At 72.8% G+C, this 15839-nt stretch carries 12 protein-coding genes and 1 pseudogene; 6 read left to right on the top strand and 7 right to left on the bottom strand.

Annotated features, from left to right (window positions below):
• Positions 1 to 32: 32 nt before the first annotated feature.
• On the bottom strand, positions 33 to 1202 hold the full coding sequence (locus KF840_24300; GenBank protein MBX3028020.1) for a patatin-like phospholipase family protein: 1170 nt from the start codon (positions 1200 to 1202) through the stop codon (positions 33 to 35).
• Positions 1203 to 1387: 185 nt separating this feature from the next.
• On the opposite strand from KF840_24300, the pseudogene hemE reads away from it, so the two are divergent.
• From hemE to KF840_24275, 5 genes and pseudogenes are all read left to right on the top strand, one after another.
• A pseudogene (hemE, locus tag KF840_24295) lies at positions 1388 to 3241 on the top strand (uroporphyrinogen decarboxylase).
• Positions 3242 to 3326: 85 nt separating this feature from the next.
• A complete protein-coding gene (gene hemG / locus KF840_24290; protein MBX3028019.1) occupies positions 3327 to 4721 on the top strand; it encodes a protoporphyrinogen oxidase in 1395 nt (464 codons plus the stop codon).
• Positions 4722 to 4838: 117 nt separating this feature from the next.
• A complete protein-coding gene (locus tag KF840_24285) occupies positions 4839 to 5393 on the top strand; it encodes a DUF309 domain-containing protein (protein MBX3028018.1) in 555 nt (184 codons plus the stop codon).
• A gap of 99 nt (positions 5394 to 5492) precedes the next feature.
• On the top strand, positions 5493 to 7877 hold the full coding sequence (locus KF840_24280) for an Rne/Rng family ribonuclease (GenBank protein ID MBX3028017.1): 2385 nt from the start codon (positions 5493 to 5495) through the stop codon (positions 7875 to 7877).
• Positions 7878 to 8022: 145 nt separating this feature from the next.
• Complete coding sequence (locus KF840_24275; GenBank protein MBX3028016.1) at positions 8023 to 9360, top strand: HAMP domain-containing histidine kinase; 1338 nt, start codon at positions 8023 to 8025, stop codon at positions 9358 to 9360.
• A gap of 60 nt (positions 9361 to 9420) precedes the next feature.
• Here KF840_24275 and KF840_24270 read toward each other — a convergent pair whose 3' ends face one another.
• Both KF840_24270 and thiO read right to left on the bottom strand, forming a co-directional pair.
• A complete protein-coding gene (locus KF840_24270; protein ID MBX3028015.1) occupies positions 9421 to 10137 on the bottom strand; it encodes a hypothetical protein in 717 nt (238 codons plus the stop codon).
• A 23-nt stretch (positions 10138 to 10160) separates the two neighbouring features.
• Positions 10161 to 11291 (bottom strand): glycine oxidase ThiO, encoded by a 1131-nt coding sequence (gene thiO / locus KF840_24265; protein ID MBX3028014.1) that lies wholly within the window; start codon positions 11289 to 11291, stop codon positions 10161 to 10163.
• Between the two features lie 109 nt (positions 11292 to 11400).
• Between thiO and KF840_24260 the strand changes: the two genes are divergently transcribed.
• Positions 11401 to 12306 (top strand): hypothetical protein, encoded by a 906-nt coding sequence (locus tag KF840_24260; GenBank protein ID MBX3028013.1) that lies wholly within the window; start codon positions 11401 to 11403, stop codon positions 12304 to 12306.
• Between the two features lies 1 nt (position 12307).
• Here KF840_24260 and KF840_24255 read toward each other — a convergent pair whose 3' ends face one another.
• From KF840_24255 to pheT, 4 genes are all read right to left on the bottom strand, one after another.
• Positions 12308 to 12514 (bottom strand): hypothetical protein, encoded by a 207-nt coding sequence (locus tag KF840_24255; GenBank protein ID MBX3028012.1) that lies wholly within the window; start codon positions 12512 to 12514, stop codon positions 12308 to 12310.
• Between the two features lie 223 nt (positions 12515 to 12737).
• Complete coding sequence (locus KF840_24250; protein MBX3028011.1) at positions 12738 to 13118, bottom strand: MerR family transcriptional regulator; 381 nt, start codon at positions 13116 to 13118, stop codon at positions 12738 to 12740.
• A 5-nt stretch (positions 13119 to 13123) separates the two neighbouring features.
• Positions 13124 to 13405 (bottom strand): integration host factor subunit alpha, encoded by a 282-nt coding sequence (locus KF840_24245; protein ID MBX3028010.1) that lies wholly within the window; start codon positions 13403 to 13405, stop codon positions 13124 to 13126.
• Between the two features lie 28 nt (positions 13406 to 13433).
• Positions 13434 to 15833 carry a phenylalanine--tRNA ligase subunit beta gene (pheT, locus tag KF840_24240; GenBank protein ID MBX3028009.1) on the bottom strand — a complete coding sequence of 800 codons (2400 nt, stop codon included), beginning with the start codon at positions 15831 to 15833 and terminating at the stop codon, positions 13434 to 13436.
• Positions 15834 to 15839: the final 6 nt, after the last annotated feature.

Below are 15839 nucleotides of genomic sequence, written 5' to 3'. Positions count from 1 at the left end.
ACGACCAGGACATCCGCGGGCGCCATCCCGGGTCAGGCGGCGGCGCCCTCGGCGGGCGTTTCGAGGCGGTCGACGCGCGGCCCGGCGGCCAGCCACTTGGTGGCGGCGCGCCGGCCCGCCAACCGCATGTTCTCGAGCACGCGGCGCTCGAAGTAGAGGTACGAACCGGCATCGAAGCTGCCGTCGCGCGGCGGCCGTACGGCATCGTACAGCGTCACCTCGCGATACGGGCTGCCGTCGATCGCCGCCAGACGGTTGCGGTCGAGCAGCAGCTTGCGGTCGACGTTGTACGCGTTCTCGAGGATCGCATCGACGGTGCGTTCGACGGCGCGCCCGAAGTGCGGGAACTGCCCGCCGGTGCCGTCGGGCGGTTCGGTGACCAGCACGGTGACGATCTCGTCGGCGCCCAGCGCCACCACGGGCGCCAGCGGCGTGTTGACCAACAGGCCGCCGTCCCAGAGCCAGCGTCCCTCGATCTCGACGGTCGGAAAGAGCAGCGGGATGCTGGCGCTGGCCAGCACCATGTCGACGGTGATGGCCTCGACGACGTGGTAGTCCGGCGGCCGGGTGAAGGGCGTTCGGCGGGTGACGTAGCGCACGACCCGGCCACTGTGGGCGTCGACGGTGTTGATCGCCAGGCGGTGGTGGCTGGTGGGGATGATCTCGCCGTCGAACTCCTGCACCAGCCGCTCGCGCAGCCGCGCGGTGCTGGCCAGAAACGGCTCGCGGATCCCTTCGAGGAAATGGCTGATGAGCTCGAAGCGCGCGGTCAACAGATATTCGACCAACACCGCGAGCGGCGAACCCAGTTGCGGCGGCCAGTGATGCACCGCCCGGCGCGCGAACGGCAGCCACGAGCGCGACGGCGACAGCCAGCGCGGCACCTCGTTCGCCGCCAGGCGCAGCGCCGTGCGCACCAGCGACGAGAAGAAGAGCGGACTGGCGACCACCGGCGGGTCGTCGGCGATGCCGTTCCAGAAGTGCATCATCTCGCGCGGCGTGCGGCCGGCGGCGATGAGCGCCGCATTGATCGCCCCCGCCGAGGTGCCGGAGAGCACCACCGGGCCGGCGGCGAAGCGCGGGTCGCGCAGCAACCGTTCGTAGACCCCGACCTGGAACGCGCCGCGCGCGCCGCCGCCCGAGAGCACCAGGCCGAGGGTGCGTTCCCGTGACCGCTTCCCCCTCCGTACCGCGCGTATCATCGTCCCATCTCCCCGGCGCCGCCCTGCTTTTGCAAGCGCATTGTCGCTTTTGCAAGCGGCGCCGGTGGCGCGTTCACCGCCGTTGACTGCGCCGCCGCCCCCCGACAGGGTACGCCATGGCCAACGACGGCGGCGGGCTCGATGGACTGACGGTGCTGGCGTTCGAGAGCCGGCGCAGCGCCGAGATGGCGGAGCTGATCCGAAAGCGCGGCGGCATACCGGTGAGCGCGCCGTCGATGCGCGAGGTGCCGCTGGAGACCAGTCCACAGGTCGACGAGCTCGTCCGCGGGCTCGAAGCGGCCGACGTCGACGTCGTCATCCTGCTCACCGGCGTCGGCACGCGCGCCCTGGTCGCGGCCAGCGGGCGCGACCGCGCCGCCGTCGCCGCCCTCTTGCGCCGGGCGCGTCTCGTCGCCCGCGGACCGAAGCCGGTGGCGGCGCTCCGCGAGCTCGGACTGACCGCTGACGCGGTCGCGCCGGAGCCGAACACCTGGCGCGAGCTGCTGGCAACGCTCGACGCGCAGGTGCCGGTCGCCGGCCGGCGCGTCGCCGTGCAGGAATACGGCCGCACCAACCCCGAGCTCATCGACGGCCTGCGGGCGCGCGGTGCGACGGTGACCACAGTGCCGGTCTACCGCTGGGAGTACCCGGAGGACGCGGCGGCGCTGCGCGACGGCGTCGCGCGCCTGGCGGCGGCGACCGTCGACGTGGCGCTGTTCACCAGCGCCCGACAGATCGATCACGTCGTCGAGACGGCGCGCCGTCTGGCCTGTCTGCCCGCCCTGCTCGACGCCAGCCGACGGGTCGTCTTCGCATCGATCGGCCCGGTGTGCAGCGAGGCGCTGCAGGCGCACGGGCTCCCCGTCGACCTCGAACCCGAGCATCCGAAGATGGGCCACCTGGTCGGTGCCGTCGCCCAGCGCGGCCGCGCCCTGGTCGCGGCCAAGCGCCGCGCCGGCGCCTGATTGACCCCTCTGCGGCCTTTGCATACGGAACCAGCGGTGACCGCGCATCCCTTCCTGCTCGCCTGCCGCCGCCAGCCGACCCCGTACACGCCGGTCTGGCTGATGCGCCAGGCGGGCCGCTACATGGCGGAGTACCGCGCGGTGCGCGAGCGCTTCGGCTTCCTCGAGCTCTGCCATCACCCGCAGGCGGCGGCGGAGGTGACGGTCACCGCCGTCGAGCGGCTGGGCGTCGACGCGGCGATCATCTTCGCCGACATCCTGCTGGTTCTCGAGCCGCTGGAGGTCGGCCTGCAGTTCGTGAGCGGCGACGGCCCGACCCTGACCCGACCGGTGCGCGATCCCGACGACGTGCGGCGGCTGCGCGACTACGACACCGCGGAGGCGCTCGCCTACGTCTACGAGGCGGTGCGCGCGGCGCGCGCCGGGCTCGCCGGGCGGGTGCCGCTGATCGGCTTCGCCGGCGCCCCGTTCACCCTCGCCTCGTACCTCATCGAGAGCGGCGGATCGCGCCAGTACCTGCGCACCAAGCGCTTCATGTACGAGCACGGCGGCGCCTGGCACGACCTGCTGGGGCTGCTGGCGCGTCTGGTGAACCGCTACCTGCGCGCCCAGATCGCCGCCGGCGCCGAGGCGGTCCAGCTCTTCGATAGCTGGGTGGGCTGCCTCAGCCCCGACGACTACCGGACCTTCGTCCTGCCGCACGCCCGCGCCGCGCTCGACGGACTGAACGCCCTGGCGCCGGTGATCCACTTCGGCACCGACACCGGCGGCCTGCTGGCCCTGCAGCGCGAGGCCGGCGGCGACGTCATCGGCGTCGACTGGCGCACCGACCTCGACACCGCCTGGGAGCGCATCGGCCATGACCGCGCCGTGCAGGGCAACCTCGACCCCATCACCCTCTTCGCCCCGATCCCCGAGATCCGCCGCCAGACGCAGGCGATCCTCGCCCGCGCCGGCGGCCGGCCCGGCCACATCTTCAACCTCGGACACGGCATCCTGCCGCAGACCCCGGTCGACCACGTGCGGGCGCTGGTCGAGATGGTGCACGAGCTCAGCGCCGCGGCATGCGGATGAACGCCGCGCCTCCGCGGTTCGTCCGCCCCCTGGCCGCCGCGACGACGGCGCCGGCCGCGGCATGACGACGCCGCGCCGCGTCGCCGTGATCGGCGGCGGCATCAGTGGCCTGGCAGCGGCGCACCGCCTGGTCGAGCTGGGCCGCGAACGCGGCGAGGCCGTCGAGGTCCGCCTCTTCGAGGCGAGCGCGCGGCTCGGCGGCGTGATCCGCAGCGAGCGCCGCGACGGCTTCGTCATCGAGGCCGGTCCGGACTCCTTCCTGTCGGAGAAGCCGGCGGCGCTCCGCCTCTGTGAACGGCTCGGAATCACCGATCGGCTGGTCGGCACGCGTGAGGAGTTCCGGCGCACCTACGTGGTGCGCGACGGGCGGCTGCGAGCCCTCCCCGACGGCTTTCTGCTCATGGCGCCGACCCGCTTCTGGCCGCTGCTCACGACCCCGCTCTTCTCGTGGACCGGCAAGCTGCGCATGGCGATGGACCTGGTGCTGCCGCGCGGCGCTGGCGGCGACGAGAGCCTCGCCAGCTTCGTCACCCGCCGCCTCGGGCGTGAGGCCCTGGCGCGCGTGGCGCAGCCGCTGGTCGGCGGCATCTACACCGCCGACCCAGCGCGCCTGGGCCTGGCGGCGACCATGCCGCGCTTTCTCGACATGGAGCGATCGTCGCGCAGCATCATCCTGGCGATGTGGCGCCAGCAGCGCGCCGCCGCCCAACGCGCCGCCGGCAGCGGCGCGCGCTGGAGCCTCTTCCTCAGCTTCGACGGCGGCCTGCAGTGCCTGGTGGACGAGTTGCAGCGGCGCCTCCCCGATTCGACGGTCCAGCTCGCGCGGCCGATCGCCCGCCTGGAGCGGGACGGCGCGGCGGGATGGCGACTCGACGGCGCCTGTGCGTGCGACGGCGTGGTGATCGCGACCCCGGCGCACGCCGCGGCGGCGCTGCTGCGCCCGCTCGACCCGGCGCTCGCCGATGACCTCGACGCGATCCCGTACGCCTCGTCAGCCACCGTGACCTTCGCGTTCCGCCGCGAGGAGATCCCCCATCCCCTCGATGGCTTCGGCTTCGTCGTCCCGCACGTCGAACATCGCGCCCTGCTGGCCGGCACCTTCTCCAACCTCAAGTATCCCGGTCGGGCCCCGGCCGAGTGGACCCTGGTGCGCGCCTTCGTCGGCGGCGCCCTGCAACCCGACCTGGTCGAGCTCGACGACGAGGCGCTGGCCGCCGCCGTGCGCCGCGAGCTGCAGGAGCTGCTCGGGGTTCGCGCCGCCCCTCAACTGACCCGCATCGCCCGCTGGCGGCGCGCCATGCCACAGTACGAGGTCGGGCACCTGGAACGGGTTTCGAAGATCCGCGCCCGCGCCAGCGCTCTGGGCGTTCACCTCGCCGGCAACGCCTACGAGGGCGTCGGCATCCCCGACTGCATCCGCAGCGGCGAGAGCGCCGCGGAGGCGCTCCTTTCCGCCTCCCGCAGTCAGCACGGCAACTGAGCCGTTCCAGGGTTCGAACCACGGCCGGCTCTGGCGGCCGACGCTCGGGGATTGTCCGCTGGACGCCGATGCAGTACAGGTGACAGGAGAAAGGCAGGGCTGGCCCGACTACCTGGCGTGAGTTCCCCCACCGAGATCGTCGCTCCCGACCGCTCGGTCATCCGCTACTGTCCGCATCGGCCCCTGCCCCCGTATCGCTTCGTGCCCGGTCTGCACCCGCATCCAACTCGTCACCCCGCCGGCCATTCCCATGCTCCGGCCGCGCCCCTGCGTCACCTCGCGTGGGATCCCGCGGCGTGGCGCACCCTCGACGACTGGCTTGCCGGCGTCGACCGCTTCAACGCCTTCTACTTCTGGGAGGCGCACGAATCCTGGGAGGGACTGTGGGCCGCGGCGCCCCGCGACGGCCACCCCGCCCGCACGCTGCAGGGCCTGATCCAGGTCGCCGCGGCACTGCTCAAGATCCATCTGGGATCGCTGCAAGGTGCAGCGTCCCTCTCGCGCGAAGGGACCGAGAAGCTGGCCGAATCGGCGGCCGACTCACCGAGCCTGCTCGGCCTCGACCTGCGCGCGACCGTATCCGAGCTCGCCCACTATTTCCGTCCGCTCGAGAAGCGGACCCTACCGCCGCTCGATGCGTCGGTGCCGCTGCTGCGGCTGGAGATGGCGTGACGCGCGACCGCTGCACCTGGTGTGCAACGCCCGTCGCCCGCGTATCTCCGGCCAGCAGGAGGCGCGCATCCGTCGAGCGCGGCGGTGGGAGGAGTTTGCATGCCGAAATTGATGCTCATCAACGTCACCCACTCGGAAGAGAGCCGGGTGGGGATCATCGCCAACGGGGTTCTCGAATCGTTTGAGATCGAGTCCCTCAGCCGCGAGCACCTCAAGGGCAACATCTACAAGGGCGTCGTCCACCGCATCCATCCCGCGTTGGAGGCGGCCTTCGTCGACATCGGCGCCGAGCGCGACGCCTTCCTGCCGCTCGACGAGATCTGCTTCCGCAACCTGCCCAACCTGCCGGCGCAGCCGACCGACGATCAGGGCAAGAGGCAGCGCCGCCGCATCCGCGACCTGCTCAAGCCCGGCGCCGAGGTGCTGGTGCAGATCGCGAAGGAACAGTTCGCGAACAAGCCGCCGACCCTGACCACCTTCTACTCCCTGCCGGGCCGCTACCTCGTCCTGTGCCCCGGGTCCGACGAGACCGGCATCTCGCGCCGCATCGAGGGCGACGAGCGTCAGCGCTTGCGCCAGCTCGTCAGCGACCTCAACCCGCCCGAGGGATACGGGCTGATCGTCCGCACCGCCGCCGGCCTCGACGAGGAGACCGGCGAGTTGGCCAACGACCTGACCTACCTCCTCCGTCTGTGGGAGAGCGTGCAGGAAGCGTCCCGCCACAAGCGCGCGCCGGCGCTGGTGTACCGCGAGCAGGACATCGTTCTGCGCACCATCCGCGATCTCTTCACCCCCGACATCGACGAGATCCACATCGACAACGAAGACGTCTACCTGCGGGCGCGCGAGTTCGTGCGCAACGTCATGCCCGGCCGCGAGCACGTACTGCACTGCTACAGCGGCGAGCAGCCGATCTTCTCCGCCTTCGACGTCGAGAGCCAGATCGAGAGCATCTTCAAGCGCCGCGTCCCGCTGCGCTCCGGCGGCAGCATCGTCATCGACGGCACCGAGGCGTTGACGGCGATCGACGTCAACTCCGGCGGCTCGGTGCGCGGGCCGAATCCCGAGGAGACCGCCTTCCGCACCAACCTCGAGGCGGCGGCCGAGGTGGCCCGCCAGCTCCGCCTGCGCGACATCGGCGGGATCATCGTCGTCGACTTCATCGACATGCGCGACCATCGCCACATCCAGGAGGTCGAGCAGGCGCTGCGGACGGCGATGAAGCCGGACAAGGCGCGCTACGAAACCGGCCGGATCTCGCGCCTCGGCCTGCTCGAAATCTCCCGCCAACGGCTGCGCCCGGCGGCGATGGCGACCACCTACACGTCGTGCCCCATGTGCGAGGGGCACGGCGCGGTGCGCACCACCGAGTCGGCCGCGCTCGTCGCCCTGCGCAAGATCCACAACCGGATCTCCCTCGGCGACGTCGCCTCCCTGCGCGCCGCGCTCCCCCCGAACGTCGCCCTCTACCTCCTGAACCAGAAGCGCGACGAGCTGGCGCGCCTCGAGCAGCGCTACGCGACCCGCATCCACGTCGAGCTGCGCGACAGCCTGATGCCGCACCAGGTTGAGGTCGAGGCCCGCGAGCGGGTGGTGGCGCCGGCGCCGACGCCGGCCGTCGCGCCGGGAACCGTCGCCGCCGCCGACGCGCCGCTCGCCGCCAGCAACGGCAACGGCAGCGCGGCGGCCGCCGGCGAGAAGAAGCGGCGCCGACGGCGCGGCCGCAAGCGCGGCGGAGGTCTGCGCGCCGCGGCGGCGATCGGCATCGCGCTCGCCACCCTCGGCGGCGTCGAGCCGGCGCCCTTTCTGGAAGACACGACGCCCGCCCTCGGCAGCAATGGCGCGGCCGCCGCGAGCGGCCACGACGGGCTCGAGACGGAGGACCTCGAGGCGGAGGGCGAGGACCGGGAGGACGCCGAGGACGTCGCCGCACCGGAAGCGGCGGCGCTGGACGTGGCCGCGCGGGTGACGGGGTCCGCGCCGACACCGTCGCGCGAGCCCGGTGACGCGCCGGCCCGTCGCGGTCGTGGACGACGCGGCGGCCGTGGACGGCGCGGCGGCGCCCAACGCGCCACCGCCGGCCCGACGCCGACGCCCGCGCTGGGCGAGGCGACCCGCGAGCCCGCCGCGGCGGCAACGATCGCCGCGCCGTCCGCGGCGGTCGAACCCGCGCCAGGGACGACCGCGCCGGCGACCAGCACGCCGCCGCCCCCGGACAGAGCCGCGCCCGCCGCGGAAGGAACGGAACCGGCCGCGCCGCGCAAGCGGGCCGCGACATCGCGCCCGCGTCCGCAGCGGACGGCCAAGCGCGGCGCCGCGACGACGGCGACGCCCGCGGCTTCCGGTGACGTCGCGCCGGCGGCGGCCAAACGCGCCAAGCGCACGCCCGCGCCCAAGCGGGTAGCAGCCAAGCCGACCGCCGCGAAGGCCGCGACGCCCAAGGCGCGCCGCGCGCCGCGCCGCAAGCCGACCGCCGAATCCTGACGGCGCGACATCGCGCCGGCGCGGCCATTCTCCGAGACTCGCCCGCGACGGCTTCAAAAGCCGCCGCGGGCGCGATATGCCCCCCAGGCGCGGGGTGGGTACCGGTGCGGCAGGCCGGCCCGCACTCTGCCGACTCGAGCGCCACGTGAGCAGTGTCGACACCACCGGAAGGCAGGCCATCGCCGATGTCGCGGCCGCGACCGACGCGCCGTCGCCCGGCGCCGGTCTGGTGCGCCACGATCCGACCACCGACGGCCTGCCTCCCGATCGCGCCTTTCGGCTGCTCCGCTACACGCTGATCGTCGCCACCGCGTACCTGCTGCTGGTCGAGGAGAGCCTGAAGCTGCCGCCGCTGCCGGCGCTGCTCCTGATCGTCGCCGCGCTCGCCTCGAACGTCGCCATCTCGTTGCTGCCGCCGCGCCTCCTCGGCTCGCCGTACTTCGGCCCGACGGTGATCATCTGCGACACCGCCTGGATCACCGCCGCGTTGCTGCTCAGCGGCAAGTTCACCGCCGAGTTCTTCTTCCTCTACTTCTTCATCCTGTTGCTCGCGGCGATCGGGGAGACGCTCTGGCTGATCGCCCTGGCCGCGGTCGCCGTCTGCGGCGCCTACCTGTACGTCATGTCGGCGACCATCGGCGGCTGGTCCTGGTGGTCCTCGCCGTCGCTCATCCGCATTCCCTTCCTGTTCACCGCGGCGGCGTTCTACGGCTATCTCGTCGACCGTACCCGCCAGGAGCGCCACCGCGCCCAGGAAGCCGACCGGATCAAGTCGGAGTTCCTGGGGACGATCTCGCACGAGCTGCGCACGCCGCTCACCGTGATCCTCGGCTACGTCGATCTGCTGCTCGAGGACGAGTTCGGCCCGGTGCCCATCGAGCAGCGCCAGGTGCTCGGCAAGGTCCAGGCGGCGGGCGAGAACCTGCACCGCTATCTGACCCGCCTGCTCGACGTCAGCCGCCTGGTGAACCGTCTGCAGTCGGGGCGCGAGGCCGTGGTGTGCAGCGAGGTCCCGCTCGCCGGCGTGTTCGGCGAGCTGCGTCACGATTTTCCCGACGCCGACGGCGGCGGCCGCATCGTCTGGCCGAACGACGCCGACCTGCCGCAGCTCTACACGGATCGCGAAAAGCTGCTGACCATCCTGCGCAATCTGGTGGAGAACGCGGTGAAGTACGGCGCCGGCAAGCCGGTCACCGTCGAAGCGGCGAGCGAGCGCGGCAGTGACGTGGTCATCCTACGCGTCCGCGACCAGGGCATCGGCATTCCCGCCGCCGACGTTCCCTTCGTCTTCGACCCCTTCCGTCGCACCGTCGGCGCCGTGGCGACGCATGCCCAGGGCGTCGGCCTCGGCCTCTACATCGTCAAGCAATTCGTCGAGCTGCTGCGCGGCACCATCCAGGTGGAATCGGCGCTCGGCGGCGGCACCACCTTCACCGTCCGCCTGCCACGCCAGATGCGCCGCCCGGCCGAGCCGCGCCACTGACCGCGGCCGGTCGCGGTCGGCGATCAGTCGATCGCCTCGGCCGCGGGCCGACGGCGCTCGTCAGCGGCCCATCTTGTGGCGGAACAGACGCGCGCGGCGGCTGCTGCCGTCGAGCTCGATGAAGAGAAAGCCGCGCACCACCATGGCGAAGTAGAGGAACAGCGACACGAGCGCCACCCGCCCGATGAGCGGCAGCAGGCCATCGCCGATCGGCAGTCGCCACAGCGCTTCGAGGCCGGCGAGGAACAGCAGGTTGGGCGGGAACCACTCGATCCAGTTGGCGGCGATGAACTGGTAGCTGCGCGACAGCAGGTCGACGACGCCGGAATGGCCGAGGTAGATCAGCTCCGGCACGGCGTTGAAGAGCACGATCAGCACCAGATTGATCGCCAGGACCGCCACGTGTCCCTGTGGCAGTTGGTGCAGGAACGGGGTCGCCACGAACCAGAACAGCCAGAGCACGAAGCTGACGCCGACCACGTCCCAGAGATAGACGCCGAAGCTGCGCGTGAAGTCCTCCCAGGTGACCTTGTTGGTGCGCACGATCATCTCGACCAGGTAGAGGAACGAGCTGGCGCAGGCGGCGAACAGCAGCGACATCATGAACCCGCCGATGATGCCGACGAACATCGCCAGGTAGCCGCCGAGGTACAGGATCCCCGCATAGGCGAACACCGACAGCAGCACCGCCCAGTTGCGCACCGCGAGCGCGGCGCCACGGGAGACGGCCCGGCGATAGATGTCGAGGGTGACGGAGACGGATTCGAGCAGGGCCATGCGCGACGTAGAGCCCGCGGACTCTAACGGCGGTCCGTCGCGGGGTCAACGCGCTCGGTCGCGGACGCGAATCGCGTCAGCGACAGCGCCGCCTCCCATTCGGAGGATTCGCCGTGCAGCAGGCCGACGGCCAGCTCGGCGGTGAGCGGCGCGTAGAGGACGCCGTCGGCGTCGTGGCCGGCGGCGACGACATAGTGGCGAACCAGGGGGTCGCGACTGACCACCGGCCGGCCATCCGCCGTCGCCGGGCGGAGACCCGACCAACTCCCCACCAGCGGCAGCGCGCCGAGTCCGGGCGCCAGCTCGAGCCCGGCGGCGAGCACCCGACCCAGGCCGCCGGCGGTGACCTGCTTGCGATAGCCGGCCGGCTCGCGGGTGCTGCCGAGCAGCACCCGGCCATCGCGCCGCGCCACCACGTAGCCGCGCGGCGTGCGCAACGCGTGACGCAGCGGCGGTCGCGGCGCCTGGACCACGGCGATCTGGCCGCGCATGGGCTGCACCGGCAGCGGCGTCATGCCGCGCACCCGCCCGGCCCAGGCGCCCATCGCGTTGACCACGGCGCTGCAGGCGAGGCGCCGCGCCGCCGTGACGATGCCGGCCACGGCGCCGCGCTCGACCACCACCGAGCGCACTTCCTCGCCCTCGTACAGCGCGCACCCGGCCGCCTCGGCGGCGCGCGCCAGGGCCGCGGTGAGCGCGGCGGGGTCGAGACGCCCGTCGAGCGGAAACAGGGCGCCGCCGCGCGCGCCGTGGCTCAGCGCCGGTTCGAGCGAGCGGAGGCGCTGGCGCGGCACCGCTTCGGCCGGCGCGCCGGCCGCGGCCAGCATCGCCAGCCGGCGGTCGAGCGCTGCCGCATCGGCCGGCGTCATGGCGATGCCCAGGGTGCCCGCGCGCCAGTATTCGACCCGCATGCCCGTCTCGTCGGCGAGCGCGCCGAGGAGAGCGGGATATCGCGCTCCGCTCTGCAGACCGAGGCGCAGCGTCAGCGCGTCGGCGCTCTCCGCCTGCGCGCCGAGCATGCCGGCGGCGGCGCCGGACGCCTCGCCGCCGATCCGCCCGCGCTCGAAGAGCGCCACCCGCAGTCCGCGGCGCGCCAGGAGGCGCGCCGTCGCGCAGCCGATCAGACCCCCGCCGAGCACCGCGACGTCGAGCATCGCCGCGCATTGTCGCACGTGCCGCGGCGCGGAGCGATGGCCGACGGACGACCGGCAGCGATCCCGACGGCGCATCGACATTGCCGCCGCCGCGCGGTATCGCACGCGCATGCGCCTGGTGTGCGCGACGCACAGCGCCCTGCCCTTCGACGGCGCGCCGACGGATGCCGCGCTCGCCGCCGTCCTGCGCCGGCAGGTCGCGGCGGGGCTCGATGTCGTGACCGACGGCCAGCCGGGCTGGACGGATCCGCTCATGCCCCAGCTCGCGGCGCTCAACGGCATCCGCCTCGGCGCCCCGCTGGCGCTGCCGCTCGGCGTTGCCCTGGCGGCGCGTCCGATCGTCGAGGCCAAGCTGCGCCGCCTGCAGAGCCCCCTGCTCGCCGCCTACCGGCGCGCCGCGCCCCTGGCGGCGCGGCCGCTCAAGGCGGTGCTCACCGGTCCCTACACGCTGGCGTGCGCGGCCGAGATCGCCACCACGGCATACCGGCACCGCACCGACCTGGCGGTTGAGCTCAGCCTGCTGCTCGCCCAGGACGTCACCGCCCTGGTGGTCGCGGGGGCGCCGGTGATCCAGATCGACGAGCCCTTCCTGCTCGCGCAGCCCGACGACGCCAGACTGGTGCGCGCGCTCCTCGAGCCGCTCGCGGACGCCGCCCAGGGCGCGACCGTCCTGGTGTCCACCTACGGCGCCGACGCGACCGCCTGCTATGCGCAGCTCAACTCGCTGCCGGGCGACGTCATCGCGATCGACTGCGCTGGCCGTCCGGACATCGTCGCCGCGATCGCCGAGACCGGATCCGGCAAACCGCTCGCCCTCGGCATCGTCGGCGACGATCCCGCCGTCGAATCCGTCGACGAACTGTCGCGGCGCCTGGAACAGTTGCTGAGCCGCTACACCCACGACGTGGTGTGGGTGCAACCGGCGAGCCCGCTGCGCGGCCTGCCGGGGACCTCCGCCGACGCCAAGCTGCGGGCACTGACCGCGGCCGCGCGCGGCGTCCTCGGTCGGCGCTGACTCAGTGCAACACGTGCTGGACGCCGAGGTCGGCCAGCGTCTGACCGCTCAGGCGGAACCGCCCACTCGGCGCGTCGAACACGACGACCCCCTCGCCCAGCAGGCGCGCCAACGCCGCCCGCAGCACCGCCGGCGGCGCGTCCAGCAGAGCGGTCGCCGCGTGCAGCGACAACCCGCTGTCGCCGGCAAACAATACCTGGCCGGTCATGAGCGCGCGGAGGAGCGCAAACGCCGCTTCCGCGGGCGTGCGCAGGCGAGCCCGCCCGTCCGAATGTCCGATTCGCATGCCCCGTGAGCTGAGCAACCGATGTGCCAGGCCTTCGGCGCGGCGCCGCGCGGCCAGACGGACCGGACGTACGGATTTGGAAGGGCCGCTGCCAAGATCGTAACGGGCGGCGGCGGCGACGGATCCCCGCGCGCGCGGCGGGGTGTCAGCGCAGCAAGTCGTACAGCGCCTGCAGGTCGCGGCGAACGCGGACCAGGGCGTTGCGGTAGGTCCGTTCGCCGAGCGGCAGGGTGAGCTGCGGCCGCGGCTCGGGGCCGGCGGGGGCGGTCCTGGACAGCGATTTCAACCGCCGCTTGGCGCCCTCGATCGTGTAGCGCTCGTTGTGCAGGAGGCGCTTGATCTCGAGCAGCGCCTCGACGTCGCGGCGCCGGTAGAGGCGGTGCTGGGACCGCGTCTTGCCGGGCCGGATCATGGAGAACTCGGTCTCCCAGTAGCGCAGGACGTACGGTTTGACGCCGACGATCTTCGCCACCTCCCCGATCTTGAAGTACAGCTTGTCGGGGAGATCGGGAGCGCCGGCGGTCATCGCCGTCAGGCCTCGGGATTCATGCTCTTCTTGAGCATCGGGCTGGCCTTGAAGCCGAGCACGCGCCGGCCGCGGATGATGATCGTCTCCCCGGTCTGCGGGTTGCGGCCCTTGCGCGGCCGCTTCTCGTGCACGACGAAGTTGCCGAAACCGGAGACCTTGACCTTCTGGCCGCGCTCGAGCTGCGCTTTGATGACCTCGAAGATCGAGTCGACCACCTCGCTGGCCTCCTTCTTCGAGAATCCGACGCGCTCGTGAATGCGCTCGACGATGTCGGCCTTGGTCAACGCCATCGCCCGTCCCTCCGGTCGCCCGTCACTCGCGCAGGGCGACGCCGAGCTCGCGTGTCAGGGCGCCGCGCAGCTCGCTCTGCAGCCCGTTCACTTCCTCGTCCGTCAGCGTGCGATCAGCCGCCCGGTAGGCGATGCTGTACGCGAGGCTCTTGCGCCCAGCCGGGATCGGCGCGCCGACATAGGCGTCGAACAACGACACCTCTTCGATCAGGTCAGGCCGCCACTGGCGCACGAACTGCACGATTCGCTCCGACGGGAAGCTCTCGTCGACTACGACCGCGACGTCCCGCATGGTCGCCGGGAAGCGCGGCAATCCAACAAAAGCAGAACCTTGCGGACAGTATGGAAGCAGTTTCTCGATGTCAAGCTCGAACCCCCAGGCGGGATCGGCAAGATCGATCGCGAAGGCGATCTCCGGGTGAAGGGCGCCGACGGCGCCGACGACCTGCCCCTCGCAGCGCAGGGTGGCGCTCTTGCCGGGATGGAACGGCGGCGCGTCGGTCGCCGCGAACCGCACCCGGTCGAGGACGCGCAGGCGCTCGAGCAGCATCTCGACTGCCCCCTTGGCGTCGGCGAAGGTCGCCGTCTGCGGACTGCCCAGCCCGCGCCGCGGCAGCTCGCCGACCAGCAGGCCCGCCAGGCGCCAGGCCTCGCGCGGGCCGTCGAGCTGCCAGTAGACGCGGGCCACCGAGAATGCGGCCAGACCGCGGGCGCCCTGGTTGCGATTGACCCGCCAGGCGGCGATCAGGCCTGGCAGCAGGCTGCGCCGCATCTCGGGCTCGTCGCGGTTCATCGGGTTCGCGATGCGGACCGCCGACGCGGCGGCCGGGATGTCCAGCCCCGGGAACAGCCGGTTGGTCTCGGTCGCGGCGAAGCTCAGCGACACCGCTTCGAAGAAGCCCGCGGCGATCAGCATCCGCTTCAGCTCGCGCTCCCAGCGCAGGCGCGCCGGCAGCACGCCGGCGGCGAGCGGCGCCACCGGCATGGCGGCGGCGATGCGCTCGTAGCCGAGGACCCGCGCGACCTCTTCCACGAGATCGATCTCGCGCGTCAGATCGCGGCGGAAGCTGGGCGGCGTCACCATCAGCGCGCCCTGCGGGGCGCTGCCGATCGTCGCGCCGAGCGCCTTCAGCGCCGTCGCCATCTCGCTCCGCTGCACGCCGACGCCGAGCAGCTCCTCGGCGCGCTTCGGCCGCAGATGGATGCTGCTCGGCCGGTGCGGCGCGGGATAGCTCTCGACGATGCCCGGCGCCACCTCGCCGCCGGCGAGCTGCTTGAGCAGCGCGGCGGCGCGGTCGATGGCCGGCAGCACGCCCTCGACGTCGACGCCGCGCTCGAAGCGATACGACGCCTCGGAGCGGAGCTCGCTGCGCCGCGCGGTGCGGCGAATGCTCGCCGGATCGAAGCAGGCCGACTCGAGCAGCACCGTCGTCGTGGCATCGCTGACCTCGGTGTCGGCACCGCCCATGACGCCGGCGAGCGCGATCGGCGTCTCGCCGGTGGTGATGAGCAGATCGTCCGCCGCCAGGGAGCGCTCGACGCCGTCGAGCGTGCGCAGCCGCTGCGTGGCGCCGGCGCGGCGCACGACCACTTCGCGCCGATCGAGCCTCGCGTAGTCGAAGGCGTGCAGCGGCTGGCCGCGCTCGATCATCACCAGGTTGGTGACGTCGACGACGTTGTTGATGGCGCGCAGGCCGACCGCCTCCAGGCGCCGCGCCACCCACGACGGCGACGGCCGCACGCTGACGCCGCGGATGATGCGCGCCGCGTAGCGCGGACAGCCGAGCGGATCCTCGATGCGCACGCCGATCGCCTCGATCGCCGGCGCGCCCTTCTCGCGCAGGGCGCTGCGGGTGCGCGGCAGCGGTTGGCCGGTCAGCGCCGCGATCTCGCGGGCGATGCCGAGAATGCTCAGGCAGTCGCCGCGATTCGGCGTCACGTCGATGTCGAGCACCGTGTCCTCGATGCCGAGATGCGCCGCCAGGCGGGCGCCGAGCGGCGCCTCGGCACCGAGGATCAGGATGCCCTCCGCCGCGGCGCCGATTCCCAGCTCGGCCTCCGAACACAGCATGCCGGCGGAGGCGACGCCGCGGATCTCGACGCGCTCGATGCGCCGGCCGCCGGGCAGCGTCGCCCCGGGGGGCGCGTAGGCGACGCGATCGCCGGCCTGCATGTTGCGCGCCCCGCAGACCACCGGCGCGGTCGGGCCGGCTCCGGTGCGGATCTCGCACACGGTCAGGCGCTCGGCCGATGGATGCGGCGCGGTGCTGAGGATCTCGGCGACGACGACGTCGCGGATCTCGGCGCCCAGCACCTCGACGCCGTCGACCACCAGCCCGCCCGCCGAGAGGCGGTCGCACAGCGCCGGGGTGTCGAGCCCGATCGGCACCAGCTCGCGCAGCCAACTGAGCAGCACCTTCATGGCGTC

This window comes from bacterium (assembly GCA_019637795.1).
Classification (GTDB): domain Bacteria; phylum Desulfobacterota; class Binatia; order HRBIN30; family CADEER01; genus JAHBUY01.
This window is presented reverse-complemented; position numbering and strand designations above follow the sequence as displayed.

What these genes read in the sequence shown, in the direction of transcription:
- KF840_24300 (MBX3028020.1), bottom strand. Translation starts at nt 1,202, where the DNA reads ATGATACGCGCGGTACGGAGGGGGAAGCGGTCACGGGAACGCACCCTC.
- KF840_24260 (MBX3028013.1), top strand. Translation starts at nt 11,401, where the DNA reads ATGCGCCTGGTGTGCGCGACGCACAGCGCCCTGCCCTTCGACGGCGCG.
- pheT (MBX3028009.1), bottom strand. Translation starts at nt 15,833, where the DNA reads ATGAAGGTGCTGCTCAGTTGGCTGCGCGAGCTGGTGCCGATCGGGCTC.
- KF840_24280 (MBX3028017.1), top strand. Translation starts at nt 5,493, where the DNA reads ATGCCGAAATTGATGCTCATCAACGTCACCCACTCGGAAGAGAGCCGG.
- KF840_24270 (MBX3028015.1), bottom strand. Translation starts at nt 10,137, where the DNA reads ATGGCCCTGCTCGAATCCGTCTCCGTCACCCTCGACATCTATCGCCGG.
- thiO (MBX3028014.1), bottom strand. Translation starts at nt 11,291, where the DNA reads ATGCTCGACGTCGCGGTGCTCGGCGGGGGTCTGATCGGCTGCGCGACG.
- KF840_24250 (MBX3028011.1), bottom strand. Translation starts at nt 13,118, where the DNA reads ATGACCGCCGGCGCTCCCGATCTCCCCGACAAGCTGTACTTCAAGATC.
- KF840_24255 (MBX3028012.1), bottom strand. Translation starts at nt 12,514, where the DNA reads ATGACCGGCCAGGTATTGTTTGCCGGCGACAGCGGGTTGTCGCTGCAC.